Source organism: Ochrobactrum sp. BTU2, assembly GCF_024539785.1.
Classification (GTDB): Bacteria; Pseudomonadota; Alphaproteobacteria; order Rhizobiales; family Rhizobiaceae; genus Brucella; species Brucella anthropi.
This window is the reverse complement of sequence record NZ_JAHWRG010000004.1, coordinates 324,928-350,228: the sequence shown is the minus strand read 5'-3', so window position 1 is coordinate 350,228 and position 25,301 is coordinate 324,928. Positions and strand designations below refer to the sequence as shown.

The following is a 25,301-nucleotide window of genomic DNA, read 5'->3' as shown; positions in this document are numbered from 1 at the left end:
TATATTGGAGCCAACATGCAGTTTATTGATCTTGGAGCGCAGCGCGCGCGTATCGAAGACCGTCTCAATGCCGCCATTTCCAAGGTTGTTGCGGAAGGCCGTTATATTCTTGGACCGGAAGTGGCCGAATTCGAAAAGAAGCTCGGTGAATATCTGGGTGTGGAACACGTCATCGCCTGCGCCAATGGCACCGATGCCTTGCAGATGCCCCTGATGGCACGCGGTATCGGCCCGGGTGACGCGGTGTTCGTTCCGTCTTTCACCTTCGCTGCCACGGCGGAAGTTGTTGCGCTGGTTGGCGCAGAGCCGGTGTTCATCGATGTAGACGCGGACACATACAATCTGAATATCGAACAGCTTGAAGCTGCCATCGCCGCTATCCGTAAGGAAGGCCGTCTGCAGCCGAAAGCGATTATCCCGGTCGATCTGTTCGGTCTGGCTGCCGACTATAACCGCATCAGCGCCATCGCCGACCGCGAAGGCCTGTTCGTCATCGAAGACGCTGCACAGTCGATCGGCGGCAAGCGTGACAATGTCATGTGTGGTGCTTTCGGCCATGTCGGTGCGACGAGCTTCTATCCGGCCAAGCCTCTCGGCTGCTATGGCGACGGTGGTGCCATGTTCACCAACGACGCCGAACTGGCCGATACGCTGCGCTCGGTGCTGTTCCACGGCAAGGGCGAAACCCAGTACGACAATGTCCGTATCGGCATCAACTCGCGTCTCGATACGATTCAGGCTGCCGTCCTTCTGGAAAAGCTTGCGATCCTGGAAGACGAAATGGAAGCACGTGACCGCATCGCCAAGCGCTACAACGAAGCGCTGAAGGATGTCGTCAAGGTTCCCGCCCTTCCGGCTGGCAACCGTTCGGCATGGGCTCAGTATTCCATCGAGAGCGAAAATCGTGACGGCCTGAAGGCGCATCTTCAGGCGGAAGGCATTCCTTCGGTCATCTATTATGTGAAGCCGCTGCACCAGCAGACGGCATACAAGCATTATCCGGTTGCGCCGGGTGGACTTCCGATTTCGGAAAGCCTGCCGAACCGCATTCTGAGCCTGCCGATGCACCCCTATCTGTCGGAAGCCGATCATGACAAGATCATCGGCGCCATCCGTGGTTTTCACGGAAAGAAGGCCTGATCTATCTCAACCTTATTGACGAAAAACCCGGCGAAAGCCGGGTTTTTTATTTGTCATGCCTGTAAGTTCAATTGCCAGGAAACGCCGTATTTGTCCTTGATCCAGGCGAAAAGCTTGCTGAACCCGTAATTGTCGAGCGGCATCAGCGTCTCACCACCTTCTGATAGCTTTTCAAAAACGCTGGTCAGGCTTTCCTCATCATGGAAATCGACGAACAGCGATATGGATGGATTGAAATCGAACTGATGCGGAATGGGGCTGTCGATGACGATCAGCCGGTGTTCGGCAAAGGTCACACGTGCAATCTGCACCTTGCCGGGACTGCCGCTCGCTTCGTCATAGATTTTGATCGACTCGATCAGGAAGTCGGGAAAGATCGAACGATATGTTTCCAGAGCTGCGCCTGCACTGCCCTGAAACATGAGATGGGTGCAAACCTGTGTCATTCAGAAAGCGTAACACGGTCCCGCCAGTTTCGGCAATCGGGCTGTTATAGCAGGGCGTTAAGATGCAAAGGCATCACGCCCTGAGAATGCTCAATCGCCGCACGGGCTTAACCAAGTCTCGATGAGTCAAACTCAACGAGACTTGGTATTAAAGGTTCTTTTTCATGATCCGCTTATCGATGCGCGCAGCGATGAAGCGGGCGATGGCAGGACCTGCCAGAAGCACGATGAAGAAGCGGCTGGTCTGCATCGCGATGATGAAGGGCAGGTCGACATTGCTTGATGCTGCGATGATTGCAACAGTATCGGCGCCGCCGGGACTGGTAGCGAGATAGGCGGTCAGCGGATCGAGTCCCAGCACGTGACCGAGCGCCATGCCGAACAGTCCGCAAACGGCAATGAGGAGCAGCGTGGATGTCAGCACCGCTGGAAAAGCCCGCGCGGCATGAGCGATGATGGCGCGTGAGAAGCCAAGGCCGATGCGCCATCCGATAAGCAGGTAGCTGACCGCGAGCAGCCATGGTGGCAGGTCAATGGTGATGAAACCGGTGTCCTGAAGCAATGCGCCCAGTACAAGCGGCACGAGCATGGCGCCGGTGGGGATGCGGAGAATTTCTCCAAGGAACGAGCCGCCGACAATCAGAAGCACTGTCGGGCCGAGGGTGGACCAGTCGATGGGCGGAAACCAGACGATTTCGACAGGCGCAACGGTCTCCACGCCTGTGCTGAGGCGCAGGACGAGCGAAGCGGCTGTGGCGACCAGCACCACACGCAGATATTGCATGAAGGCGACGAGACGAGCATCGGCTCCATGGGCTTCGGCCATCAGTGTCATTGCGGTGGCAGCGCCCGGAGAAGATCCCCATACAGCAGTTGTTCCGGGCAGGATGCGAAACCGCGCGAGCAGATAGCCGATAAAAGTGCTGGTAAACAGCACATAGCCGACGGAGAGCAGGATAACGGGCAGGTGTTGCCCCATGCTGGTGAAAAACTCCGCCGTGATCGAACGGGCGATAAGGCAGCCGACAACGCCTTGGGCTAACAGCGACAGCCAGCGATGAACCCGCAAGGTGCTTTCGCCTGCAGCCATCAGGATTGCGCCGAGCATCGCGCCAAGGAGCATGGCGGCAGGTAGCTGCAGCACTTCTCCTGCAAAAATCAAAATAGCGGAAAACACAGCCAGCAAGATCCATTGGATTGGTCTGGCTCTGTTCCTGAAATTGAATTTGCTTGGGGTCGAATTCGGCCCTGAGGGGGAGGTTTTCTGCATTGCCCTTCCTCACTACATCTGGGGAGGAAGCTATGCAAATCCGATTTTACTCGGGAAATATTGATTTCTAAATATCAATATACTGAGGAAAATGAGGTGCTTGCAGCAAACGGCAAGACGCCGCTTTTCGACAAAAGCAGCGTCTTGAATTTCCGTATGGCCGCTTCGATCAGCCGATCATGGCGCGGCGCTGGTTGACAGGGCGCTCGATCACTTCCCGCGGAGCCTTGCCACCGTCGCGTTCTTCGAGCGCTTCGGCTTTCGTCAGTTCGGTTTCCGCAGCCGACAATTCGGCTTCGGCCGCTTCCTTCTGGGACATCAGGTCGCGAATCGATACGAAGAGATTGTCGCGCCGCTGGCGTGCCGCCTTGGCGAAGGTCGGATAAGCGAAATGATTGATGTCAGTGATGCCAGCTTTTTTCTCTTCCGATAGAATCTGGGCGTCGAGTTCTCCGGCCATCCGTTCGAACTCGCCGATCATCAGGTCGAGCTGGCCCAGTTGACGGCGTTTTTCCTTCACCTGGAACAGTTTCAGCCTGACTAGGCTTTCACGTGGCTTCATACGCAATACTCCTTGAACACCAACCAGCTTCATGTGTTGGGGCGTTCCCCCCGACTTTATTAACAGGTGTAAACGAGCAAAACGCACCCGATCCACCGCCGAATCTCCTTGCGAATCCAAGCCCCTAAAGGGGAAATCATCGCAGCCGTTCTTCCGAAAGGGCTCAACAAGCGAAACAAAAAGTTAAGAATTCGCTCGTTTGGTAACCATTCCTTTACCGGCGAAGTTAATCATACGCGTTAGGACTTAAGGCTCGGTAAACCTCGTGTGGTTTTTCGGCAACAGGCGAAAGCTAGAGTCAGATGAATCGCTTAGCGAAGATTCTTAATGCGATGCTTTAGAGTCATCAGAATGAGAATGTCTTTATGATTCAGGCGCGTAAGAGAATTTTCTAAACAGGGCAGAAATATGCTTGCCAAGCAGAATCATATTTTGTTAACCATTTGCTGGCACCTTCATGCACAGGCAACGATAGTTCCGTGTGCTGCCGTGAGGGACATCGGGTCGGCTGCGGAAAGGGGATAAGAGATGCGCGTCCTTTTGATTGAAGACGACAGTGCTATCGCACAGAGCATCGAGTTGATGCTTAAGTCCGAGAGTTTTAATGTCTACACGACCGATCTGGGCGAAGAAGGCATCGATCTCGGCAAGCTATATGATTACGATATCATCCTGCTGGACTTGAACCTGCCGGATATGTCTGGTTACGAAGTTCTTCGCACCTTGCGTCTGTCCAAGGTGAAGACGCCGATCCTTATCCTTTCCGGCATGGCCGGTATCGAGGATAAGGTTCGCGGTCTGGGCTTCGGCGCCGATGACTACATGACCAAGCCGTTCCACAAGGACGAGCTGATCGCACGTATTCATGCGATTGTGCGCCGTTCCAAGGGACATGCTCAGTCGGTCATCACGACGGGCGACCTGGTGGTCAATCTGGATGCGAAGACGGTCGAAGTTTCCGGCCAGCGCGTTCATCTGACCGGCAAGGAATACCAGATGCTGGAGCTTCTTTCGCTCCGCAAGGGTACGACGCTCACCAAGGAAATGTTCCTCAACCATCTCTATGGTGGCATGGACGAGCCGGAACTGAAGATCATCGACGTCTTCATCTGCAAGCTGCGCAAGAAGCTTGACGCTGTTTCCGGTAGCCAGAGCTACATCGAGACTGTCTGGGGTCGCGGCTATGTGCTGCGTGAGCCGGATGCGGAAATGCGCGAAAGCGCTTGATCGGCAACAGGCTTCGAAATGTAAAAAGCTCCGCTTCGGCGGAGCTTTTGCTTTTTGGGGACTGCTTTTGGATTTAGGCGGACAGAATGCCTGAAAATTGTTCGGTGAGATAGGCGCGGTCAAACGGCTTCAGGATGTAGCCATTGGCGCCTGCGCGCTTCGCCCGCATAATGCGGGTCACATCGAGTTCATAAAGACACAGGATGATGCGGGGGCGGTCGCCGCCCGGCATGGCGCGGAGCTCGGTCACGACTTCCAGCGCTGTCATGTCCGGAAGGTCATAGTCGAGCAGAACGACGTCTGGCTTGCGCGCAAAACAGATTTCGAGCGCTTCCCGACCGGTTGAGGCCTCAGCAAATTCTGCAATGGTTTCGGAAAGGACGCGGCGCGCAACTTTGCGAATGACGGAGGAATCGTCGACCAGCAGGCAATAACCTGTCATTGGTTCATTCGCCATGCAGTCCCCCTCCACAAATGCGTGTTGGCTGTCACGCCTTCGCTGAACATCTTCTGACGCATATCTCACTGGAAATGCGTTGCCTGACTGATAGAGGGTTTTATGACTGTTTGCCAGTGTGAGCGCGGGGCGGCCCCGCGCTCAGGGGCGCTTATTCAGCAGAAAATACGATGTCTTCCGCAGTGGCGTGGATGGAAATCTTCATGCCGGCTTCTTCGGCCAGAAGCAGAGTGTAGTAAGGCTGGACGGAATGGGCGTCGATCGGCTCTTCCGGGGCCGCACCCGAATGAAGCTCAAGGAACTTCGGCGGAACGCGCAGCATACGACCCTTCACGGTGATGACGAAGCGCGGTTCGGTATCTCCGCCTTCGAGGCGCACAGCCAGTGAGCCGCCACGTGGTATGGCTGCATTGCCGATCAGAAGCATGTTCAGAAGCAGCTTGACCTTGTTCTTGGGCAGAAGGACACGCGTGCCTTCCCAGGTGAATTCCGGCTTTTCGTTCTTGAAATATTCAGTGGCGACGTTCTGTGCATCGCCTGTGTCTATCTGCACGCCCGCCGAACCTGCAGCGCCAAAAGCGATGCGGGCAAACTGAAGGCGGGCGGAGGCATTGCGGGCGCTCGACTTGATAAGCGCCATGGCGTCTTCGTCGGCTCCGCCTTCTTCCAGCAGTTCCAGGCCGTTATTGATCGCGCCAACCGGCGAAATGATGTCATGACAGATCCTGCTGCACAGAAGCGCACCGAGGTCGAGCGCAGAAAGGGTAACGGGCATTGGCATGGCGTTTTCTCCGGAACGCGGATCGATCCTGCTCGTCCCGGCGTGTTGGATGAGCAGACCGTTATCGGTTGACGAGACAGTTCGCAAAGCCAGAGTTTGCGCGCTGCATGAAGGTGGGCGAATCGCCCGGAATATCGATTTAACTGGATACACGCGCCGTCGGACCGCCGCAACAAAGCTCTCTTTCCGGTTCTTTCGGGCTCCGGCATTCCCTCACATCAGTGTGAAAAGCTGGAAATCGTATGCCTTCGTAAAGCCAATTTCGATGCTTAAAGGTTTGGACAATAAATTCGGGTCTAAAATAGGTGCGATTCGACCGAAATGTCCGTAAGAGACGTGGTCTGGCTTTTAACAGGGCCGTCAGACAGAGGAGCGGAGAGCCAAAAGGAATTTTACATGGCCATACAATCCCTGTCGCAAATCAGATTCCGCAATGCGGCGTGCTTCGTTGCGTTTTTTGCGGCGCTGTTTGTTTCTTTCATCGCTCTGCCAAATCAGGCCAGAGCACAGAACACATACACTGCCGAGGAAATCGTCGAATCTGGTCACAGGTTCTTCGGGTCGACTTCGGGTGGCATCGCAAGCGCGGTCGAAAAGGCGTTCCAGAGTTTTGGTCTGCCCAACGGCTATATTCTTGGTGAAGAAGGCTCCGGCGCTTTCATCGGCGGCCTGACCTACGGCGAAGGCACGCTCTATACCAAGAACGCAGGCGACCATAAGACCTACTGGCAAGGCCCTTCACTTGGCTGGGATTTCGGCGGGCAGGGTTCTCGTGTGATGATGCTCGTCTACAATCTCGACGACATCCAGAACCTTTACGGTCGTTATGCCGGTGTTGCAGGCTCTGCCTATGTCATTGCGGGTGTCGGCTTCAACGTCCTGAAACGCGAGAACATCATGCTGGTGCCGATCCGCACCGGTGTGGGCGCGAGGCTAGGTGTGAATATCGGTTATCTGAAGCTGTCCGCTGCGCCGACGTGGAATCCGTTTTAAGGATTAGTTGCGCATAGGTGTCTTTTCAGCCGGAGATTGTTTTAGCTGGCTGGAAAGACGGTCGATTGCGCACTATGAATAGGAAATATTTGTCTGAAACCGCTCGGGCCTATTTGAAATCGTGATCCAGTCCGCTCTCTTTTTCATATTCGGCGTTCTTGTGACAGTTTTCGTCGTGGTTCTGCTCGGCCCTTCGGTCTGGCGACGCGCCTTTTTTCTGGCGCGCCGGCAGGTTCAGGCGGAACTGCCGATAACGCTGGCCGAGATACGTGCCGACCGCGACGGGTTGCGCGCCGAACACGCCGTTGCAGTCAGCCGTCAGGAACAATTGCTGAAGCTCGAACGCCACAAGAACGCGGAACAGAAGGTGACGCTCGCCCGGCAATATGAAGAGCTGAAACGCATTCCGCTCCTCGAAGGAAGCCAGGCGGAGATCGAGAAGCAACTGGAAGAGCACGAGCGGGTGACGAAAGAAGCCGAGGCGGCGCGTGACACGGCGCTGGAAAAAGCAGAAATCCTCCAGGCGGAACTGGAACGGATGCAGAGCCACTACAGCGCGCTCGAGGGACTGGCCGATACCTTGCGTATCGAAATAAGTGGAAGCGAGACGGAGTACAGCCGTCTGACAAACGAGATGACTGAAATGCGTCGAGATCGCAAGGAAGCCGCAGCACGTTACAACGAAGTTTCGACCCAGTTGACCTCTGCACAAACGGAGCTGAAAAGCGAAAAGCGGCGCAATGGTGAACTGCAGCAGAAGCTTGAAAAGCTGATATCCGAGCTTTCCGACGCGCAGGAAAAAATCGAGCGCTATAGCCGTAAGAATGCTGGCGCGAGTGACAACCCCGAGTTGGCCGAAATCGAACGCGAGAATGCAGCGCTTCGTGAAGAAATGGCCGTGCTCGCCGCCCGTATGGTGGCTGCGACCGCTGAAAAAGAAGGACCGGAATCTCCGATCCATTCAATTCTTGAAGCGGCAGAAAAATCTGACACAGGAAAAGACAAGAAATCCGGCCCCAAAAGTCTGGCGCGCCGCATTCGCGACCTGCAATAGAGCATTTCCAGTTTAAATCGAATCGTTGGAAATGCTCTATCTCTTTGTTTTTACGTGCATCTTTATCCCATTGTTGCGAAATCAGAAATCAGCCCAGTGGACTGATTTCCCCGCGAAGGCGGTTCCCACTTTTGGGAGACATGCTTTAGTTCAGCGATTATTCCTTGCCGAAAACATCCGACCAGTCGGGATGACGCATCGCCTGCGCGTGCATGAAGCTGCAGCGCGGGATGATTTTCCATCCGCTGCGCCGCGCGTCCAGAACGGCATTCTTGGCAAGCGCCTGCGCGACGCCTTTGCCACGCATCGTATCCGGCACGAAAGTGTGGTCGATGGAAATCAATGAGGGACCAAGCTTCGTATAGGTCATTTCGGCTTCGCTGCCGTCAAGAACAGCCGCATAGCGTCCGCCGTCGGAGCTGTCTTCCTTGCGAATCTCGATAGTCCCGCTCATGCCATCCTCCTGAACAAATACGTGTTCTGATCAACGCATCAAGTTCACAACATAGGAACGGAATGTGCAAATAAAAACCGGCCACGTGGGCCGGTTTTCGATTTGTCGATCCATGACAAGCACGGAAGATATTGTTCCACCGAGGCCATGATCCCCGTCCTTCCAAAACCTGTCCCGGTTTTGGCGAGACAGGTCTTAGTGACGATATTGTTGTATTCTGGTGGTCCTGAGACCGGCGAGACCATGCTCGTCGATCGAGGATTGCCAGCCAAGGAACTCCTCCACCGTCAATGTATAACGCTGGCATGCCTCCTCAAGGCTCAGAAGTCCGCCGCGAACAGCAGCGACAACTTCGGCCTTGCGGCGGATGACCCAGCGCCTTGTATTGGCGGGGGGAAGGTCCGCAATGGTCAGCGGGCTGCCATCAGGACCGATAACATATTTTATACGCGGTCTTACCAGATCGGTCATTGTACTCTCTACACAACACTCAAGGACCTAATCGAGTGTGAGACTAACGCGACAGCTTTAAAAATTACCTAAGCAGCTGGTAACTCTCTGGTAAGACTTGGAAAAATTTTCGTTTTCGCCCTATTGCCGGCGTTTTTGCGACATATGTCTGGAAAACCTCACGGGGAAGTGTGCCTTGCCTGTCGCAATCTGGACAATGATTGTTCCCGGACCCTTGGCAAATTGCCGCACTTTAGCCTATATAGGGCGCAGAAATCTAAATTTTGAGAAGCAGGGCGTATGCCCGGAAGCTGGAATCAATCATGAGCCTGAACAGCCTCGATCTGCCGGGAAAGCCGGAAGACACGCGCGTTGTCGTCGCCATGTCGGGTGGCGTCGATTCATCTGTTGTGGCCGGGATTCTCAAACGTGAAGGTTACGATGTCGTTGGCGTGACGCTGCAGCTTTATGATCATGGCGCAGCCGTTCATCGCGCTGGTTCCTGCTGTGCGGGACAGGACATCGAAGATGCCCGCCGCGTTTCGGAAAGTCTCGGCATTCCGCATTATGTTCTCGATTACGAAGCACGCTTCCGCGAAGCTGTGATCGATCCATTTGCGAATTCCTATGTCAGCGGCGAAACACCGATTCCATGCGTCTCCTGTAACCAGACGGTCAAGTTCGCCGATCTTCTCCAGACCGCACGCGATCTTGGCGCCGACGCGCTGGCGACAGGACATTACATTCGCAGCCGCGCCAATGGTGCGCACCGTGCGCTTTATCGTCCGGTCGATACGGATCGCGACCAGAGCTATTTCCTGTTTGCAACCACGCAGGAGCAGATCGATTATCTGCGCTTCCCGCTCGGTCATCTGCCGAAGGCACAGGTGCGTGAAATTGCAGAGGAAATGGGCCTGACTGTCGCCAAGAAACAGGACAGCCAGGACATTTGCTTCGTGCCGCAGGGCAAATATTCCGACATTATCTCCAAACTGAAGCCGGAAGCGGCCAATCCCGGCGATATTGTCCATATCGATGGCCGCACGCTCGGCCGCCACGATGGCATTGTACACTACACCGTTGGCCAGCGCCGTGGCATTGGCGTTGCCACAGGTGAACCGCTTTATGTCGTGCATCTCGATGCCGCCAATGCGCGGGTTATCGTCGGTCCGCGTGAAGCGCTGGAAACGCACAAAGTCTTCCTGCGTGACATCAACTGGCTGGGCGATGCGCCGATCAGCGATTTGCCTGAAGGCGGAATGGAAGTATTCGCGAAGGTTCGCTCGACCCGACCGCCACGCCCTGCCGTGCTGCGCCATGCCGATGGCCAGACTTGGGTTGAGCTGGTCGATGGTGAAAGCGGTATCGCTCCGGGACAGGCCTGCGTGCTTTATTCCGATGAAAGCAACACTGCGCGCGTCTTTGGCGGCGGCTTTATTGGCCGTTCGGAACGCGAGCCACAGGCAGAAGAGATGTTGCGCCGCCTTGTTGCCAACACGGCAAGTGCCTCGGCAGCTTGAAGCTTTTTCTGATCGATGAATGAAAAGCGGGTGCGAGAGCATCCGCTTTTTTTATGTGTGTCAGCAAGATGCTATCTCAGTTAGAGCATTCGTTGTTATGCATGCCTTTATTCCGAAACCGGTTTCCACTTTCGAGATACATGCTCCAGAGTTTGAAAGCGACAAACGGGGAGTCAATTGCACTGGCTGCGTCTAAGCTCATAGTGAGCGGTATTTTGAGCGCGTTTTGATCCGGCCGAATCAGATCGGCGCTCCAACTTTTTGTTTTGATGCGCATCTTATTCGAAAACCGTTCCACGCTTTTCGGGATGCGCTCCAAGCTTTGGCTTCAGAGGTCTTGAAGATGACGGCGCAGAAAATGATGGGGTGGAAGGAATGGGCGATGCTTCTTGTTCTTTCCGTTCTCTGGGGCGGTTCATTCTTCTTCAACGGCATTGCTGTTCGAGAATTGCCGCCTTTCAGTATCGTCACGCTTCGGGTGGGGCTGGCTGCGCTCGCTTTGGTCGTATTGATTCGCATGATGGGCCTGTCGCTGCCGAAAGACCGCCGTGTATGGCTGGCGTTTTTCGGAATGGGCTTTCTCAATAATCTGCTGCCTTTCTGTCTCATCGTCTGGGGGCAGACCCAGATTGCCAGCGGGCTGGCTTCCATCCTCAATGCCACGACACCGCTCTTCGGCGTCATTGTTGCGCATTTTCTGACGGCGGATGAAAAGATCACCCGGAACAAAATTGCTGGCGTTTTGATCGGCTTTTGCGGTGTAGCAATCATGATCGGACCCGATGCCATCGGCGGGCTTGGAGGCAATCTGTGGCCGCAGCTTGCGATTCTGTGTGCTGCTTTTTCTTATTCGCTGGCGGGAATTTTCGGTCGCCGCTTCAAAGCGATGGGGGTCGCGCCGTTGATAACCGCTACCGGCCAGGTGACGGCCACGACCGTCATGCTCATTCCGGTGGCTTTGTTGGTCGATCATCCCTGGACGCTGGCCGCTCCGAGCGCGGCAGTCTGGGGAGCGCTGGCCGGTATCGCGCTTCTTTCAACAGCACTCGCTTATGTTCTCTTTTTCCGCATTCTTTCGACGGCGGGCGCGGTCAATCTCATGCTGGTGACGTTTCTCATTCCCGTTAGTGCAATCCTGCTCGGAGTGCTCTTTCTTGGCGAGACTTTGCAAGCCAAGCATTTGATCGGCATGGCAATGATCGCCGCAGGATTGGCAGCCATCGACGGCCGGTTGATAGCAGCGGTATTGCCATCGTCAGGTAAACGAGAAATCTACTGAAACTTGCTGAAGCGCGACAAGGCGATGCCGGATGCGGTTGCAACATTCAGGCTGTCGAACGCAGTGGACATGGGAATTCGCGCTGTTTGCAGCTTCTCAAGCAGGCGTGGCGGTAATCCTTCGCCTTCCGTGCCGAGCAAGAGCGCCTGTCGGCCGTGCTTGGTCGCATCGTAGACACTGAGCGACGATGACGGGCTGAGCGCAAGCAGGTTGAAGTCGGCATCGCCCAGCGCAGCGATGATCTCATCAATGCTTCCACCGTGGAAATAGGGAACTTTCAGCGTGGCGCCGACCGATACCCGAATAGCCTTGCGGTAAAGCGGGTCGCAGCACGTATCGTCCATCAGGACGCAGTCGGCTTCGAAAGCGGCGGCATTGCGGAAGATCGAACCGACATTGTCGTGATTGGAAATGCCGCACAAAACGACGACGAGTGATTTTGCGGGCAGGGTATCCAGCATTGCCTGAAGGCTTGGCGGCGTCTTGCGACGGCCTACTGCAAGAATGCCGCGATGGACATGAAATCCCGCGACCGCGTCCATAACAGTTTGTGGAACGGAATAGACAGGAACCTCTGAGGGCAATTGGCTGAGTTGTTCGCCGAGGCCCGCAAGCCGGTTCTCCAGAACGAGCAGTGATTCTGTCTCAAAACGTGCCGAAGATGAGAACAGGACGTTCAGAACCACTTTACCTTCAGCGATAAACCGCTGCTGGCGTCCTACAAGATCCTTTTCGCGAATATCGCGATAAGGGGACAAGCGGATGTCGTTCGGATCGTCGATCTGCTGGACGCAGCCGTGCGAATGAGTGTCTTGGTTCATCGCACGGCTGTGACCTCATGTGATTATGCGTGAGCGACTGCCGCCAGATTATGTCTGCGCGGTGTTGGACTCATATACAGACTTGAAAGTGTCGACAACATCAACTCGATATGCGGCGAAGAGACCATATAATAGATGGTCTGCGCGTCGCGACGGGTAGAAACGAGGTCAAGGGCTCGCAATTTTGCCAGGTGCTGAGACAAGGCGGATTGGCTAAGGTCAATCGCCTTGGCAAGCGCACCTACCGACATTTCATTATGAAGCAACTTACATAAAATTAGTAATCGCTTATTGTTAGCAAGTGCCGACAGGAAGTCGGCAGCCTGATCTACATTTTCAATTAAATCAAAGAAAGTATTCTCGTTGCTCATTTGCCGTCATACCCCCGTAAGACTCGACAAAGTTAAAAATATACATGCGAATTTTCATAAGCATGCATATTGAAAATAATGCCATATGCAGAATTTGAAAAGCCCTTGCTTATATTCAATCCAGTATAAAGACGTGCAATTTCGTCCCAAAAAAAATGCGGTTTTGTTTCAGGGGGCTTTATTTACTGTTTGGTCAGTGCTGTAACAGCTTCCCTTACGGAAGGTGGATTCGAAGGAAAAACGTAACGCAGAACAAGGTCGCCATTGGCGATGTCGACGCCATCCGGATCCAATCCTATCGCCTTCTGCTGATCTTTGACGGTTCCCGCTTTTAAAAGCTGTTGAGCAATTTGCGCAATTTTTGGTGCGTGATACTCGTTCATGCTGTCGAGCGCATTTTGCTCGCTTTCGGCAAAGTCCGCGCTGATCGACGCAGCGCAGAGCAAGTCGTCCTGTGTCAGGTTGAATGCCTTGCCAAAGCCACCATTCAAGCTGGCGCTTTCCAGTTCAAGCCGGAAAAAGACAAAGTCTCCAAGATCCACATAAAGCGAACCCTTCGGATTGTGATTGAGATAACGTCGCCGAATGCGGGGGTAGTCAGCGGCTGTTCTCTCAACTTTCCGGGCCTGACAATGAAGCGTGACGCGCGCATGGGCGAGGGGGTCTCCCTTGCCAACCTCGCCGAGCAGAAGCGAGCAGGCCGGGTTTGCCAGCAGCCCCGGTGTGTGTGCCGCCAATCCGGAAACCAGAATGAGAGGCGTTCCGTCCATATCCGTCGCTACGGAGACACGACTTGCCAGTGGCCTGCCGGTCGCAGCGTCGGAAACGGCGATGGCACCGTAGCGCGATGCCCGCAACAGGGTTTTGGCAAGCTGAATGGCTTCAGGCGTGGTCGGGCGAATTGGATTGGTTTCAGGCATGGCTGTCAGACTCAAATATGACTAATATTATCCACTTAATACTGTGCCTTATTCGATAGAGCCAGCGAATTCGGTGGAGTACTTATGCCGGACATTCAAAACTGCAAGCAATTTCCGATTGATCGGCCGCATTGACGTCGCGCCTGAGTCGGTGATGCATAAGTTGCATTATCCCATGCAAAATGCGTGCGAATAATATTATAAATCAAGGGGCTTTAGCGCAATATTTCGAAATTTCGTCGATTGATGGAATAAAAATCTAACCATTGGGGCCAAAACCCGTTGAGAATGTGAACTGGTTCTACAGATTGCGCTTGCAAAGTGACAGTCCACGCGTTTCGATAAGCGCAAGCTGCGGGCAATGGGGTGCGCGCGGCATGCTTTTCCGTGGAGGCGGACAATAATGAAATTCTACCAAAAACTCCTGGCAGCAACCGCGCTGGTGGCTCTGATGAGCGGTGCTGCATCGGCAAAGACCTTTGTATATTGCTCGCCGGCTTCGCCTGAAGGCTTCGATCCGGCTGCCTATACCGGCGGCGATACGTTCGATGCCTCGGCACATCCGGTCTACAACCGCCTTGCCGAATTCGAAAACGGAACGACGAAAGTCGTGCCGGGTCTCGCAGAAAGCTGGGATGTTTCCGCCGATGGTCTGGAATACACCTTCCATCTGCGCAAGGGCGTCAAGTTCCATTCGAACGACTATTTCACGCCGACCCGTGATTTCAACGCTGACGACGTGATCTTCTCGTTTGATCGCATGCGCAACAAGGACAATCCTTGGCACCAGTACACCGCTGGCATCACCTACGAATATTTCGACAGCATGGAAATGGGTGCGCTGATCAAGGAAATCACCAAGGTTGACGATTATACCGTCAAGTTTGTGCTGAACCGTCCAGAAGCGCCGTTCCTCGCAAATATCTCGATGCCTTTCGCTTCGATCATTTCGAAGGAATACACGGACAAGCTTGCCGCCGACGGCAAGAAGGACGATCTCAATCAGGTTCCGGTCGGTACTGGTCCTTTCCAGTTCGTCGCCTACCAGAAGGACGCCGTCGTCCGCTTCAAGGCCAACGAAAACTATTGGGGTGGCAAGCCGAAGATCGACGATCTCGTCTTCGCAATCACGACCGATCCTGCTGTCCGCGCGCAGAAGCTCAAGGCTGGCGAATGCCACCTGATGTCCTATCCTGCTCCGGCAGACATCAAGGGCCTTCAGGCCGATTCCAACCTCAAGGTTGACGAACAGGCTGGCCTCAATGTTGCTTACTTCGCGTACAACACGCTGAAGGCACCTTATGACAAGCCGGAAGTGCGCAAGGCGTTGAACCAGGCTATCAACAAGCAGGCCATCGTCGATGCCGTGTTCCAGGGGCAGGGCCAGGTTGCCAAGAACCCGATCCCGCCGACAATGTGGGGCTATAACGACAAGGTCGAGGACGACAAGTACGATCCGGAAGCTGCCAAGAAGGCTCTCGAAGCCGCTGGCGTCAAGGATCTGAAGATGAAGCTGTGGGCCATGCCTGTCAGCCGTCCGTACATGCCGAACGCACGTCGTACTGCTGAACTCATGCAGTCCGATCTGGCCAAGGTTGGCGTCAGTGCCGAGATCGTTTCGATGGAATGGGGCGAATACCTCAAGAAGTCGTCCGACAAGGACCGTGACGGTTCCGTCATCCTCGGCTGGACCGGTGACAACGGCGATCCGGACAACTTCCTGGGCACGCTTCTCGGCTGCGCCGGTGTTGGCAACAACAACCGCGCCCAGTGGTGCTACAAGCCGTTCGAAGACCTGATCCAGAAGGCCAAGGTTTCGACTAGCCAGGAAGAGCGTACGAAGCTTTACGAAGAAGCGCAGGTAATCTTTAAGGAGCAGGCTCCTTGGAATACGCTTGCTCACTCGACGGTCTTCGTGCCGATGTCGGCCAAGGTTACGGGCTTCAAACAGAGCCCGCTCGGCGATTATCGCTTCGAAGACGTTGATATTTCCGAGTAAAATCTGACAACACAAGCGGCCGGGTGTAGGGTGATCCCCTGCACCCGGTCGGAGTTTTTGTATGTTCCGCTTCATATTCAACAAGCTCGTCTATCTGGTTCCGACCTTCATAGGCATCACAATCGTGGCTTTCGCCTTCGTCCGGGTTCTTCCTGGCGATCCTGTGCTACTGATGGCCGGCGAACGCGGCGTAAGCCCTGAGCGCCACGCCGAACTGATGGCGCAACTTGGGTTCGATCGCCCGATCTGGCAGCAATATCTGGATTATGTCTGGAACCTGCTGCACGGCGATTTCGGTCAGTCTCTGGTGACCAAGAAGCCTGTTCTCGTCGAATTTTTCGCGCTGTTTCCTGCAACTGTCGAGTTGTCCATCTGCGCGATCATTGTGGCTATTCTCCTTGGCATTCCTGCCGGCGTCATCGCTGCTGTCAAGCGCGGCTCGTGGTTCGATCAGGGCCTGATGGGCATTTCGCTGGTCGGTTATTCGATGCCGATTTTCTGGTGGGCGCTGCTGCTCATCATTTTCTTCTCGGGCGTGCTGCAGTGGACACCGGTTTCCGGTCGTATCTCGCTGCTCTATTTCTTCCCGCCTGTGACCGGTTTCATGCTGATCGACAGTCTGCTGTCGGATCAGAAGGGCGCTTTCGCCTCGGCGGTCTCGCATCTCATCCTGCCGACCATCGTGCTTGCGACCATTCCGCTCGCCGTTATCGCGCGTCAAACCCGCTCCGCCATGCTGGAAGTTTTAGGCGAGGACTATGTGCGCACCGCTCGCGCCAAGGGCCTGCCGGTTCGTCGCGTTGTCGGACTGCACGCACTTCGCAACGCGATGATCCCTGTTATCACGACCATCGGCCTGCAGGTCGGCGTTCTGATGGCTGGTGCGATCCTGACCGAAACGATCTTCTCATGGCCCGGTATCGGCAAATGGATGCTCGATTCCATTTTCCGTCGCGATTATCCGGTCGTGCAAAGCGGACTGCTGCTGATTGCATTCATCATCATGCTGGTGAATCTGGTCGTGGATCTGCTGTACGGCCTTATCAATCCGCGTATCCGGCACAAGTGAGGGTATCATGACACACTCAGCTATTCAGCCGGAAGCCGCGAACGACATTGGCAAGATGCGTGCGCTGAAGGACTTCTGGTTTTATTTCAGCGTCAACCGTGGCGCTGTGATCGGTCTTTTCGTATTCCTCGCGATTATTCTGGTGGCGATCTTCGCTCCATTGATTGCGCCGCACGATCCTACGGAACAGTTCCGTCAATTCGTGAAGGTTCCACCCTTCTGGGAAGATGGCGGTTCGACCCAGTTCCTTCTGGGAACGGATGCTGTCGGGCGTGATATTCTGTCCCGCCTGATCTATGGCGCGCAATATTCGCTGCTCGTGGGCTTTGTCATCGTCATTATTTCGATGTGCCTCGGCATCACCATCGGCCTCATCACCGGCTATTTCGGTGGCGGCGTCGATACGGTGTTCATGCGCATCATGGACGTTATCCTGGCATTCCCGTCGCTCCTGCTGGCTCTGGTTCTGGTGGCGATCCTCGGGCCGGGTCTGATCAATGCCGTTCTGGCGATCACGCTGGTTCTGCTGCCGCACTTCTCGCGTCTCACCCGCGCCGCCGTCATGGCGGAAAAGGAACGCGAATATGTGACCGCGGCCAAGCTTGCCGGTGCAAGCAAGCTGCGCCTGATGTTCAAGACCATTCTGCCGAACTGCCTTGCTCCGCTTGTGGTGCAGGCAACGATGTCGTTTTCCAACGCCATCCTCGACGTTGCGGCTCTGGGCTTTCTTGGCATGGGCGCGCAACCGCCAACGCCAGAATGGGGCACGATGCTTGCCGAAGCGCGTGAGTTCATCCTGAGTGCCTGGTGGATCGTTACTTTCCCCGGCCTTGCTATCCTGATTACTGTTCTCGCCATCAACCTGATTGGCGACGGTCTGCGCGATGCGCTTGACCCGAAACTGAAGAGGAGCTGATCGATGGCTCTGCTTGAAATCAAGAACCTCACGGTTTCTTTCGACACCTCGACCGGCCCGTTCCGGGCGGTCGACGGGATCGACATAAGGGTCGACAAGGGCGAAGTGCTTGCGATTGTCGGCGAGTCCGGTTCAGGCAAGTCGGTCGGCATGCTTGCCGTCATGGGGCTTCTGCCCAAGACGGCAACTGTTACCGCAGACACCATGACCTTCGATGGCAAGGACTTGCAGGCAATGTCCGACAAGGAGCGCCGCAAGATCATCGGTCGTGATATTTCGATGATTTTCCAGGAACCTGTTGCCAGCCTCAACCCCTGCTTCACGGTCGGGTATCAGCTTGAGGAAGTGCTGAAGCAGCATATGGGCATGAACGGCTCGGCGAGCCGTGCCCGCGCCATTGAGCTCCTGGAACTGGTCGGCATTCGCGATGCAGCGGAGCGTTTGAAGAGCTTCCCGCACCAGATGTCGGGCGGTCAGTGCCAGCGCGTCATGATCGCTATCGCGATTGCCTGCAACCCGAAGCTCCTCATCGCCGACGAGCCGACGACTGCTCTCGACGTGACGATCCAGAAGCAGATTCTCGATCTGCTGATGCGGCTTCAGGTGGAACACGGCATGGGGCTCATCATGATTACCCATGACATGGGTGTCGTTGCAGAAACTGCCGACCGGGTAATTGTGCAGTACAAGGGCCACAAGATGGAGGATGCCGACGTGCTGTCGCTGTTCTCTGCGCCCAAGCATCCTTACACCCGTGCACTGCTTTCGGCCCTGCCGGAAAATGCGACCGGCGACCGCCTTCCAACGGTGTCCGATTTCGTCTTTGAAAATAATGGTGCGGGAGAAGCGTGATGAGCGAGATTGTTCTCGAGGCGCGCGATATCAAGCGCGATTATCATGTTGGCGGCGGTCTGTTTGGCAAACCGAAAGTGGTTCATGCCGTCAAGGGCGTGAGCTTCAAGGTCGAAAAAGGCAAGACGCTGGCGATTGTCGGTGAATCGGGCTGCGGCAAGTCCACGTTGGCTCGTATTCTCACCATGATCGATCCGCAGACCTCCGGCGAATTGAAGATCGGCGGCAAGGATGTGAACATCGCTCGCGATGGCCTGACGCCCGAAATGCGCCAGAAGGTGCAGATCGTTTTCCAGAACCCGTATGGCTCGCTCAATCCGCGCCAGAAGATCGGTGACGTTCTGGCCGAGCCTCTGCTGCTGAATACGAACATGTCAGCCGAGGAGCGTCGCGCGAAGGCTATGCAGATGTTGTTGAAGGTCGGCCTCGGTCGCGAACACTTCAACCGCTATCCGCATATGTTCTCCGGCGGCCAGCGCCAGCGTATCGCCATTGCGCGTGCGCTGATGCTCAACCCGAAGCTGCTCATTCTCGACGAGCCGGTTTCCGCGCTCGATCTGTCCGTGCAGGCACAGGTTCTGAACCTGCTGTCTGATCTGCAGGAAGAGTTCGGTCTCACCTATGTTTTCATCAGTCATGACCTTTCGGTCGTGCGCTACATCGCCGATGAGGTGATGGTGATGTATTTCGGTGAGGTGGTTGAATACGGCTTGCGTGACGACGTTTTCAACAATCCGCAGCATGACTATACGAAGAAGCTCTTTGCTGCGACGCCGCGTGCGGATGTCGATGCCATCAAGGCTCGCGTTGAAGCACGCGCTGCTGCCAGACAGGCAGCGCATAGCTGATCTACATCTATATGCAGTCTGAAATGAAAAAAACCGCACATGAAAATGTGCGGTTTTTTGTTTTGAGCATCTCCAGCAAAAGCGCGAACGAATATAAGCGCATTCCGCTCTAGCTGGACGTTCCGCGTTGCTGATGCCAGGCGAGGGCGCGCACGATGTCATCTGCTGCAATCTTGCCGACGATGGCGCCGTTTTCGATGATGCCAACATCGCCGCTGCTGTCTGCCACCGCATTCATCAACTCGCGCACCAGCGTTTCGCGCCGGGCAGTGGCCGCAAAAGGACGTGGCGCTGCTTGGCGATCGAAGGGCACCATGATGTCGCCTGCCCGAAGCACGCCGAGCGGGTTCATATGGGCAACGAAGTCAGCGACATAGTCGTCGGCAGGCTGCAGGAGAATCTCCTGCGGCGTGCCGCACTGAACGATACGCCCGCCTTCCATGATGGCGATGCGATTGCCGATCTTCATGGCTTCATCGAGATCGTGGCTGACGAAAACGATGGTCTTTTTCAATCGTGACTGGAAGGCCAGCAACTCGTCTTGCAGGCGCGTGCGGATCAGCGGATCGAGGGCCGAGAATGGCTCATCCATCAGCAGAATCGGTGCGCCGGTTGCAAAAGCGCGGGCAAGCCCGACGCGTTGCTGCATGCCGCCGGAAAGTTCTCCAACCTTGCGCTTGGCCCAGTCCTGCAGACCGACAAGTTCAAGCTGGTCGCGCGCTTTGGCAAGGCGGTCTTCCTTGCCCATACCGGAAATTTCCAGGCCGAAAGCGACGTTTTCTTCAACCGTACGCCAGGGCAGCAGGCCGAACTGCTGGAACACCATGGAGACGAGTTCGGTGCGCAGATGGCGCAGGGTTCCGCGGTCGGCCTTGCCGACATCTATGGCGCGTTCGCCTTCCCGTACGAGAACGCGCCCGCGCGAAATCGGATTGAGCCGGTTGATTGCGCGAAGAAGGGTGGATTTGCCCGAGCCTGACAGCCCCATCAGAACGAGGATTTCACCTTCCTCAATGTTGAGTGTGCAGTTGTGCACGCCCAGCACGAGATTGGTTTCAGCCTGAATCTGGGAACGGGTGGCGCCGCGATCCGCAAGAGCAAGTGCGTCATCGACATTGCTGCCGAAAATGATGCAGACGTCTTCGAGTGCGATGATGGTCATCCGCGTGCTCCTGATCTTTGTTGGAGCATGATCTGTTCCGAAAACCGATTTCCACTTTTCGGGATCATGCTATTTCTCGCGTCCGGCGCGGAAGATACGGTCGAGCACGATGGCGACCACGACGATGACAAGTCCAGCCTCGAAACCGAGTGCGGTATTGACTGAGTTCAACGCCCGGACAACCGGTACGCCGAGGCCATCTGCGCCGACAAGGGCTGCAATGACCACCATCGAAAGCGACAGCATGATTGTCTGAGTCAGACCGGCAAGAATTTGCGGCATGGCATAAGGCAGCTCAATCTTCCACAAGAGCTGAGAACGCGACGCACCGAACGCTTCACCCGCTTCGATCAGCGATGAGGGTGTGGACGATATGCCGAGGTGGGTCAATCGCACCGGCGCAGGCAGAACGAAGATTGCCGTTGCAAGCAGGCCCGGCACCATACCGATGCCGAAGAAGACAATGGCCGGGATCAGGTAGACGAATGTCGGCAGGGTCTGCATCAGATCGAGCACAGGACGCATTGCGGCGTAAAGCGCGGGGCGATGGGCTGCGGCGATGCCGAGCGGCACGCCGATGGCCATGCAGAGAAAGCAAGCTGACAAAACGAGGGTCAGGGTTTCGAGCGTTCGATCCCAGTAACCCTGATTGATGATGAACAGGAAGCCGATCACGGTCAGCACGACCACCGAGATACGACGCTGGATCAGCCACGCGATGACAGCGAAGATTGCGATGAGAAGCAGAGGGTGCGGGAGCTTGAGAAGAAAAAGCAGCCCGTCAATGAGGCTTTGCATGACGGCGGCGAGGGTATCGAAAAAGCCGCCCATATTGTCCGTCAGCCAGTCCACCACGGATTTGGCGGTCGGTCCGACAGGGATCTTGTAGTCCGTCAGCCAGTTCAACGATCAAGTCTCCTGCTGCGTGCTAGAGCATTTCCGGCAAAGGTGCGATGCGATTTGCGTAGGATAATGCGTAAAAACAAAGAGAAAGGGTGCGGGCATCCTTGAAACTGCCGGGCCGCGTTTGTCGCCGCCCGGCAGCATGTCGGGATTAAAGACCGAGTGCCGCCTTGACGGCTGGCAGGCCTTCCTTGCCGTCGACGGTGGTTACACCGGCGAGCCACTGGTCGAGTGCGCCCGGATTGGCTTTCAGCCAGTTGGTTGCAGCCTTCGAAGGCTCTTCGCCATCATCGAGAATCTTGCCCATGATGTCGTTTTCGATATCGAGCTTGAATTCCAGATTGGTGAGGAACTTGCCAACATTCGGGCATTCCTGCGTGTAGCCGGTGCGAACGTTGGTTTCGACCTTGGCGCCGCCGAGATTGGGGCCGAAGAAATCGTCACCACCGGTGAGATACGCGATTTCGAAACGCTTGTTCATGGGATGAGGCTCCCATGCCAGAAAGACGACCGGTTCCTTGCTCTTGATGCTGCGCGCGACCTGCGCCAGCATGCCCTGCTCGGACGATTCCGCCAGCTCGAATGACTTGAGGCCGAAGGCATCCTTGTTGATCATGTCGAGGATCAGGCGGTTGCCGTCATTGCCCGGCTCGATGCCGTAGATCTTGCCGCCGAGCTTATCCTTGAACGTGGCGATATCCTTGAAGTCCTTGAGGCCTTCGTCATAAGCATATTTTGGCACGGCAAGCGTGTATTTCGCGCCGGTCAGATTGGTGCGCAGCGTCTCGACGGTCTTGTTGTCCAGATAGGGCTGGAGGTCGGCGGTCATGGACGGGTTCCAGTAGCCGAGGAAGACGTCGATGTCCTTTTTGCTCAGCGATGCATAGGTCACCGGCACGGAAAGAACCTTGATGTCCGTCTTGTAGCCGAGACCTTTCAGGATTTCTGTCGCCACCGCGGTCGTCGAGGTGATGTCGGTCCAGCCGACATCCGAGAAACGGACGGTCGAGCAGCTTTCAGGTTCGGCGGCGAAACCGGTTGCAGGCGCGCTCAGCATTGCCGTTCCCGTGGCAAGCCCACCCAAGGCAAGCGTAAGCATATAGGTCGATACGGACTTCATTGTTCTCTCCATTTACCGGGCCGTTTTGACGGATTGATTGTTTTTCCGGTTCCAGCTTTAGCAAACACCAAAGATTGCGCCATTCAAGTACCACAGCGGCGAAAATGTTCTCGATTGCGACGTTGGTCGCAGTTTCCGGCGGAAAACCGTTTCGCACCTGACTTGAAACTGCTGTCACTCATCATTTTCCGGAACCGTCGGCCAAGGGGAAACGGGCTGGATTGCCACGCATTTGGCCGAAGCGAGTTGGCGCCATGTTACGGATCGGCCCTCGGGATTCAACCCTGTCAGCGGAAAATGACGGATAAAATCAGTTGGATGACCGTTCCAGGTTGTCGAAAAGATGAGCACACTCTATTTGAGAGCGTGAAGCCTTTTCAGGTTTGGCTGCTTGCGAACGGGACTTGTAATGCATAGGTCCATGGGCGATGCAGAAGCGATGGAAAGCCCGGATTTTCGGGCAAAAGGAAGGATTTTTTACAGTGTGGAATGCAGTAAAGGGCGTTTTTTCCTTCCTGGGCCGTTTCATCGCCGCGCTTGCTCGCCTGATTGCCATTCCGCTCGGCGGTTTGTGGCGGCTTTTCCTGCGGCTCGGAATTTTGTGGAAAGTTGCGGTTGCGGTCGTCGTGATCGGTCTTGGCGGTCTTTACGTCTATTTCATCTGGCAGACTCAGGTATGGACGAATTTCGATCCCGACTATCCGGCCAAGTACAGCTATCAGGATGCGACCACGCCCGGTGAAGAGGTAAAGGCGCAGGCCGCACCGGCTGCGCCGTCCACCGCAGCACCCGTGGAACAGCCTGCTGCCACGCCTGAAACCAATCAGACTGGCGATGCCGCTCCCACGAATCAGTCGGTTCAGGCGGCACAAATCCCGTCTTCGGCCCGCAAATGCTCACGCTCGGCGATAGCGGAAGTTGCCGCTGATCTCACCGATTTCAACGTGAACCAGAACGCGTGGATTTCATCCATGCTGCTCTACAAGACCGGTCTTTTCGGTCTGGACTGGGATCGCACGCCATTCCTCGACAACAAGGCGTCGTTCCAGCGCGGCATCAATGCAGCGGTACGCCGTACCGCGATTGAGCTCGTCGACAATATCGGCCGTCTGCGCGGCACGTCGCAGATCGACGGCGATCTGCAAAAGGCGCGCGGTAATCTGCAGTTTGCCGAAGATTCGTGGTATTTCGGCCTGAGCCCGTTCGGTCCGAAGACGCCGACGCCGAGCTATTACCGTTCGGCGATCAAGGATCTGCGCTCCTTCAACGGACGGCTTGAAAACTGTCAGGCTACCTTCGATGCCCGCGCCGACAATCTGATCCAGTTTGTCGACCGTATCGCAAGCGACCTCGGTTCGACTTCGGCCATCCTCAAGGACCGTGCCGAGAATTACCACGCCGGCTGGTTCGATACGCGTGCAGATGACCGTTTCTGGTTCGCCTATGGTCAGCTCTATGCCTATTACGGCTTGCTGCGCGCCGCACACTCGGATTTCCGCGGCGTTCTGGCCGAGAAGCACCTCGACGGTGTGTGGGACGAGATGGAAAAGCAGATGCGTGCCGCGCTCGACATGCAGCCTTTCATCGTTTCCAACGGTAGCCCGGATGCATGGTTCACGCCGTCGCATCTGACCACGATGGGCTTCTACATTCTGCGTGTCCGTTCGAATCTGGTCGATGTGAAACAGGTTCTGGAGCGCTGACCGGCAATGGAACTGCCAGCTTCATTGCGACAGGCGGTAGATGCTGCGCTTGAGGGCGTGGCATTGGCCGATCTGAAGCGCGCATCTGAAATGCTTTCACGCCGTTACCGCGCCGAGACGCGGGACGGACGCATGCATATTTCCGATGATCTTGCCGCGAAGGCCTATCTGGCAGCACGTTTGCCTGCGACCTATGCGGCGGTTCGCGCGAGTATGGACAGTGCAGCCGAGGTTTGTCCCGATTTCGCGCCGCAAACCATGCTCGATGTGGGTGCAGGGCCGGGAACCGCCCTTTGGGCGGCAAAGCAATGCTGGCCCATGCTTCATTCGGCAACGATGATCGAGGCCAGTCCTGCGATCAGAGCTGTGGGCAGCGATCTTTCGCAAAATTGCGGATTTTCCGACCTCGACTGGCGGGCAGGGGATGTGGTTCGGGAGAAACTTGATTTTCCGCGAGCCGATCTCGTGACCATTGCCTATGTGCTTGACGAGCTTGCTCCTGAAAAGCGGCAGGCACTGATTGACCGCTTGTGGGCGTCGGCACGGCAAATGCTGGTGATCGTGGAACCCGGCACACCGGCAGGCTGGCAGCGCATTCTCGATGCACGCCGGGCGCTTATTGCGGAAGGCGCAATCATTGCGGCGCCTTGTCCGCACCAGCTCGATTGCCCGCTGGTCACCCCTGACTGGTGCCATTTTTCGCGCCGCGTTGCGCGCTCGCGTATTCATCGTCTGACCAAGGAAGCCGAAGTGCCGTGGGAAGATGAGAAGTTCATCTATCTTGCTGCGGTGCGCGAGACGGTCGATGAAGTGGAAGCGCGGGTTATCGCGCCGACACGGGTTGGCGGCGGCAAAGTTTCGGTTAAACTTTGCAAGGATGACGGCAGGGTGGAAGAACGCCTTCTGACCAAGCGCGACGGCGATCTGTTCCGTTGGGCACGTCGCGCCGACTGGGGCGATGCATTATTGAAAGATTGAGTTGGA

Annotated in this window: 26 protein-coding genes; 13 read left to right on the top strand and 13 right to left on the bottom strand. The window is 55.8% G+C overall.

The window, feature by feature from the left end:
• The first annotated feature begins 15 nt into the window (after nucleotides 1-15).
• Entirely contained in the window at nucleotides 16-1,140 is a 1,125-nt protein-coding gene (locus tag KWJ32_RS14095; protein WP_012091619.1) for a DegT/DnrJ/EryC1/StrS aminotransferase family protein, read from the top strand.
• Nucleotides 1,141-1,193: 53 nt separating this feature from the next.
• Here KWJ32_RS14095 and KWJ32_RS14090 read toward each other — a convergent pair whose 3' ends face one another.
• From KWJ32_RS14090 to KWJ32_RS14080, 3 genes are all read right to left on the bottom strand, one after another.
• Nucleotides 1,194-1,586, bottom strand: a complete 393-nt coding sequence (locus tag KWJ32_RS14090; protein ID WP_012091620.1) for a VOC family protein — start codon at nucleotides 1,584-1,586, stop codon at nucleotides 1,194-1,196.
• A gap of 148 nt (nucleotides 1,587-1,734) precedes the next feature.
• Nucleotides 1,735-2,856: an AbrB family transcriptional regulator gene (locus KWJ32_RS14085; protein WP_012091621.1), complete on the bottom strand. Its 1,122-nt coding sequence runs from the start codon at nucleotides 2,854-2,856 to the stop codon at nucleotides 1,735-1,737.
• Nucleotides 2,857-3,025: 169 nt separating this feature from the next.
• Nucleotides 3,026-3,418 (bottom strand): hypothetical protein, encoded by a 393-nt coding sequence (locus KWJ32_RS14080; protein ID WP_006472627.1) that lies wholly within the window; start codon nucleotides 3,416-3,418, stop codon nucleotides 3,026-3,028.
• 528 nt (nucleotides 3,419-3,946) lie between these two features.
• On the opposite strand from KWJ32_RS14080, the gene ctrA reads away from it, so the two are divergent.
• Nucleotides 3,947-4,645, top strand: a complete 699-nt coding sequence (gene ctrA, locus KWJ32_RS14075; RefSeq protein WP_010659553.1) for a cell cycle two-component system response regulator CtrA — start codon at nucleotides 3,947-3,949, stop codon at nucleotides 4,643-4,645.
• 73 nt (nucleotides 4,646-4,718) lie between these two features.
• Here ctrA and KWJ32_RS14070 read toward each other — a convergent pair whose 3' ends face one another.
• A complete protein-coding gene (locus tag KWJ32_RS14070) occupies nucleotides 4,719-5,102 on the bottom strand; it encodes a response regulator (protein WP_012091623.1) in 384 nt (127 codons plus the stop codon).
• A 151-nt stretch (nucleotides 5,103-5,253) separates the two neighbouring features.
• Nucleotides 5,254-5,883, bottom strand: coding sequence for a histidine phosphotransferase family protein (locus tag KWJ32_RS14065; RefSeq protein ID WP_006467394.1), 630 nt, complete (start codon nucleotides 5,881-5,883; stop codon nucleotides 5,254-5,256).
• A 396-nt stretch (nucleotides 5,884-6,279) separates the two neighbouring features.
• On the opposite strand from KWJ32_RS14065, the gene KWJ32_RS14060 reads away from it, so the two are divergent.
• On the top strand, nucleotides 6,280-6,876 hold the full coding sequence (locus KWJ32_RS14060) for an EipA family protein (RefSeq protein WP_010659556.1): 597 nt from the start codon (nucleotides 6,280-6,282) through the stop codon (nucleotides 6,874-6,876).
• A gap of 145 nt (nucleotides 6,877-7,021) precedes the next feature.
• The gene (locus KWJ32_RS14055; RefSeq protein ID WP_172488804.1) at nucleotides 7,022-7,930 is read left to right on the top strand and encodes a hypothetical protein; all 909 of its coding nucleotides are present in this window, start codon (nucleotides 7,022-7,024) and stop codon (nucleotides 7,928-7,930) included.
• A 157-nt stretch (nucleotides 7,931-8,087) separates the two neighbouring features.
• On the opposite strand, the gene KWJ32_RS14050 is transcribed toward KWJ32_RS14055, so the two are convergent.
• Together KWJ32_RS14050 and KWJ32_RS14045 are read right to left on the bottom strand one after the other, a co-directional pair.
• Complete coding sequence (locus KWJ32_RS14050) at nucleotides 8,088-8,384, bottom strand: GNAT family N-acetyltransferase (protein WP_010659558.1); 297 nt, start codon at nucleotides 8,382-8,384, stop codon at nucleotides 8,088-8,090.
• A 195-nt stretch (nucleotides 8,385-8,579) separates the two neighbouring features.
• Nucleotides 8,580-8,855: a DUF1153 domain-containing protein gene (locus KWJ32_RS14045; RefSeq protein ID WP_010659559.1), complete on the bottom strand. Its 276-nt coding sequence runs from the start codon at nucleotides 8,853-8,855 to the stop codon at nucleotides 8,580-8,582.
• A 302-nt stretch (nucleotides 8,856-9,157) separates the two neighbouring features.
• Here KWJ32_RS14045 and mnmA point away from each other — a divergent pair, with 302 nt between their 5' ends.
• Together mnmA and KWJ32_RS14035 are read left to right on the top strand one after the other, a co-directional pair.
• Nucleotides 9,158-10,354, top strand: coding sequence for a tRNA 2-thiouridine(34) synthase MnmA (gene mnmA / locus KWJ32_RS14040; RefSeq protein ID WP_012091625.1), 1,197 nt, complete (start codon nucleotides 9,158-9,160; stop codon nucleotides 10,352-10,354).
• Between the two features lie 343 nt (nucleotides 10,355-10,697).
• Nucleotides 10,698-11,633: a DMT family transporter gene (locus KWJ32_RS14035; protein ID WP_012091627.1), complete on the top strand. Its 936-nt coding sequence runs from the start codon at nucleotides 10,698-10,700 to the stop codon at nucleotides 11,631-11,633.
• On the opposite strand, the gene KWJ32_RS14030 is transcribed toward KWJ32_RS14035, so the two are convergent.
• The 3 genes from KWJ32_RS14030 to KWJ32_RS14020 form a co-directional block, all read right to left on the bottom strand.
• Nucleotides 11,627-12,454, bottom strand: a complete 828-nt coding sequence (locus KWJ32_RS14030) for an RNA methyltransferase (RefSeq protein ID WP_012091628.1) — start codon at nucleotides 12,452-12,454, stop codon at nucleotides 11,627-11,629. The two genes, KWJ32_RS14035 and KWJ32_RS14030, sit on opposite strands and share 7 nt — an antisense overlap.
• Nucleotides 12,455-12,477: 23 nt before the next feature.
• Nucleotides 12,478-12,825, bottom strand: a complete 348-nt coding sequence (locus tag KWJ32_RS14025; protein WP_010659564.1) for a metalloregulator ArsR/SmtB family transcription factor — start codon at nucleotides 12,823-12,825, stop codon at nucleotides 12,478-12,480.
• A gap of 182 nt (nucleotides 12,826-13,007) precedes the next feature.
• Nucleotides 13,008-13,745 carry a pyridoxamine 5'-phosphate oxidase family protein gene (locus KWJ32_RS14020; RefSeq protein ID WP_012091629.1) on the bottom strand — a complete coding sequence of 246 codons (738 nt, stop codon included), beginning with the start codon at nucleotides 13,743-13,745 and terminating at the stop codon, nucleotides 13,008-13,010.
• Between the two features lie 403 nt (nucleotides 13,746-14,148).
• Here KWJ32_RS14020 and KWJ32_RS14015 point away from each other — a divergent pair, with 403 nt between their 5' ends.
• The 5 genes from KWJ32_RS14015 to KWJ32_RS13995 all read left to right on the top strand — a co-directional run bounded on the left by KWJ32_RS14015 (nucleotide 14,149) and on the right by KWJ32_RS13995 (nucleotide 19,429).
• The gene (locus KWJ32_RS14015) at nucleotides 14,149-15,744 is read left to right on the top strand and encodes an ABC transporter substrate-binding protein (protein WP_010659566.1); all 1,596 of its coding nucleotides are present in this window, start codon (nucleotides 14,149-14,151) and stop codon (nucleotides 15,742-15,744) included.
• Between the two features lie 61 nt (nucleotides 15,745-15,805).
• Complete coding sequence (locus KWJ32_RS14010; protein WP_010659567.1) at nucleotides 15,806-16,813, top strand: ABC transporter permease subunit; 1,008 nt, start codon at nucleotides 15,806-15,808, stop codon at nucleotides 16,811-16,813.
• Between the two features lie 7 nt (nucleotides 16,814-16,820).
• On the top strand, nucleotides 16,821-17,729 hold the full coding sequence (locus tag KWJ32_RS14005) for an ABC transporter permease subunit (RefSeq protein WP_010659568.1): 909 nt from the start codon (nucleotides 16,821-16,823) through the stop codon (nucleotides 17,727-17,729).
• 3 nt (nucleotides 17,730-17,732) lie between these two features.
• Complete coding sequence (locus KWJ32_RS14000) at nucleotides 17,733-18,581, top strand: ABC transporter ATP-binding protein (protein ID WP_012091630.1); 849 nt, start codon at nucleotides 17,733-17,735, stop codon at nucleotides 18,579-18,581.
• A complete protein-coding gene (locus KWJ32_RS13995) occupies nucleotides 18,581-19,429 on the top strand; it encodes a dipeptide ABC transporter ATP-binding protein (RefSeq protein ID WP_012091631.1) in 849 nt (282 codons plus the stop codon). Before KWJ32_RS14000 ends, KWJ32_RS13995 begins: the two co-directional genes overlap by 1 nt.
• 109 nt (nucleotides 19,430-19,538) lie before the next feature.
• On the opposite strand, the gene choV is transcribed toward KWJ32_RS13995, so the two are convergent.
• The 3 genes from choV to KWJ32_RS13980 form a co-directional block, all read right to left on the bottom strand.
• The gene (gene choV / locus KWJ32_RS13990; RefSeq protein WP_010659571.1) at nucleotides 19,539-20,591 is read right to left on the bottom strand and encodes a choline ABC transporter ATP-binding protein; all 1,053 of its coding nucleotides are present in this window, start codon (nucleotides 20,589-20,591) and stop codon (nucleotides 19,539-19,541) included.
• 69 nt (nucleotides 20,592-20,660) lie between these two features.
• Nucleotides 20,661-21,497 carry a choline ABC transporter permease subunit gene (choW, locus tag KWJ32_RS13985; RefSeq protein WP_012091632.1) on the bottom strand — a complete coding sequence of 279 codons (837 nt, stop codon included), beginning with the start codon at nucleotides 21,495-21,497 and terminating at the stop codon, nucleotides 20,661-20,663.
• 148 nt (nucleotides 21,498-21,645) lie between these two features.
• A complete protein-coding gene (locus KWJ32_RS13980; RefSeq protein WP_010659573.1) occupies nucleotides 21,646-22,614 on the bottom strand; it encodes a choline ABC transporter substrate-binding protein in 969 nt (322 codons plus the stop codon).
• Between the two features lie 428 nt (nucleotides 22,615-23,042).
• Between KWJ32_RS13980 and KWJ32_RS13975 the strand changes: the two genes are divergently transcribed.
• Together KWJ32_RS13975 and KWJ32_RS13970 are read left to right on the top strand one after the other, a co-directional pair.
• Nucleotides 23,043-24,317 carry a DUF2333 family protein gene (locus tag KWJ32_RS13975; RefSeq protein ID WP_012091633.1) on the top strand — a complete coding sequence of 425 codons (1,275 nt, stop codon included), beginning with the start codon at nucleotides 23,043-23,045 and terminating at the stop codon, nucleotides 24,315-24,317.
• Between the two features lie 6 nt (nucleotides 24,318-24,323).
• Nucleotides 24,324-25,295 (top strand): small ribosomal subunit Rsm22 family protein, encoded by a 972-nt coding sequence (locus KWJ32_RS13970; protein WP_151610229.1) that lies wholly within the window; start codon nucleotides 24,324-24,326, stop codon nucleotides 25,293-25,295.
• Nucleotides 25,296-25,301 lie beyond the last annotated feature (6 nt).

Excerpts from the sequence above, each read along its gene's own strand:
- KWJ32_RS13975 (WP_012091633.1), top strand. The coding sequence starts at position 23,043 with ATGCAGAAGCGATGGAAAGCCCGGATTTTCGGGCAAAAGGAAGGATTT.
- mnmA (WP_012091625.1), top strand. The coding sequence starts at position 9,158 with ATGAGCCTGAACAGCCTCGATCTGCCGGGAAAGCCGGAAGACACGCGC.
- KWJ32_RS14030 (WP_012091628.1), bottom strand. The coding sequence starts at position 12,454 with ATGAACCAAGACACTCATTCGCACGGCTGCGTCCAGCAGATCGACGAT.
- KWJ32_RS13970 (WP_151610229.1), top strand. The coding sequence starts at position 24,324 with ATGGAACTGCCAGCTTCATTGCGACAGGCGGTAGATGCTGCGCTTGAG.
- KWJ32_RS14070 (WP_012091623.1), bottom strand. The coding sequence starts at position 5,102 with ATGGCGAATGAACCAATGACAGGTTATTGCCTGCTGGTCGACGATTCC.
- KWJ32_RS14090 (WP_012091620.1), bottom strand. The coding sequence starts at position 1,586 with ATGACACAGGTTTGCACCCATCTCATGTTTCAGGGCAGTGCAGGCGCA.
- KWJ32_RS14010 (WP_010659567.1), top strand. The coding sequence starts at position 15,806 with ATGTTCCGCTTCATATTCAACAAGCTCGTCTATCTGGTTCCGACCTTC.
- KWJ32_RS14035 (WP_012091627.1), top strand. The coding sequence starts at position 10,698 with ATGACGGCGCAGAAAATGATGGGGTGGAAGGAATGGGCGATGCTTCTT.
- KWJ32_RS13980 (WP_010659573.1), bottom strand. The coding sequence starts at position 22,614 with ATGAAGTCCGTATCGACCTATATGCTTACGCTTGCCTTGGGTGGGCTT.
- KWJ32_RS14080 (WP_006472627.1), bottom strand. The coding sequence starts at position 3,418 with ATGAAGCCACGTGAAAGCCTAGTCAGGCTGAAACTGTTCCAGGTGAAG.
- choV (WP_010659571.1), bottom strand. The coding sequence starts at position 20,591 with ATGACCATCATCGCACTCGAAGACGTCTGCATCATTTTCGGCAGCAAT.
- ctrA (WP_010659553.1), top strand. The coding sequence starts at position 3,947 with ATGCGCGTCCTTTTGATTGAAGACGACAGTGCTATCGCACAGAGCATC.
- KWJ32_RS14020 (WP_012091629.1), bottom strand. The coding sequence starts at position 13,745 with ATGCCTGAAACCAATCCAATTCGCCCGACCACGCCTGAAGCCATTCAG.
- KWJ32_RS14095 (WP_012091619.1), top strand. The coding sequence starts at position 16 with ATGCAGTTTATTGATCTTGGAGCGCAGCGCGCGCGTATCGAAGACCGT.
- KWJ32_RS14045 (WP_010659559.1), bottom strand. The coding sequence starts at position 8,855 with ATGACCGATCTGGTAAGACCGCGTATAAAATATGTTATCGGTCCTGAT.
- KWJ32_RS14085 (WP_012091621.1), bottom strand. The coding sequence starts at position 2,856 with ATGCAGAAAACCTCCCCCTCAGGGCCGAATTCGACCCCAAGCAAATTC.
- KWJ32_RS14065 (WP_006467394.1), bottom strand. The coding sequence starts at position 5,883 with ATGCCAATGCCCGTTACCCTTTCTGCGCTCGACCTCGGTGCGCTTCTG.
- KWJ32_RS14015 (WP_010659566.1), top strand. The coding sequence starts at position 14,149 with ATGAAATTCTACCAAAAACTCCTGGCAGCAACCGCGCTGGTGGCTCTG.
- KWJ32_RS14000 (WP_012091630.1), top strand. The coding sequence starts at position 17,733 with ATGGCTCTGCTTGAAATCAAGAACCTCACGGTTTCTTTCGACACCTCG.
- KWJ32_RS14005 (WP_010659568.1), top strand. The coding sequence starts at position 16,821 with ATGACACACTCAGCTATTCAGCCGGAAGCCGCGAACGACATTGGCAAG.
- KWJ32_RS14050 (WP_010659558.1), bottom strand. The coding sequence starts at position 8,384 with ATGAGCGGGACTATCGAGATTCGCAAGGAAGACAGCTCCGACGGCGGA.
- KWJ32_RS14060 (WP_010659556.1), top strand. The coding sequence starts at position 6,280 with ATGGCCATACAATCCCTGTCGCAAATCAGATTCCGCAATGCGGCGTGC.
- KWJ32_RS14025 (WP_010659564.1), bottom strand. The coding sequence starts at position 12,825 with ATGAGCAACGAGAATACTTTCTTTGATTTAATTGAAAATGTAGATCAG.
- KWJ32_RS13995 (WP_012091631.1), top strand. The coding sequence starts at position 18,581 with ATGAGCGAGATTGTTCTCGAGGCGCGCGATATCAAGCGCGATTATCAT.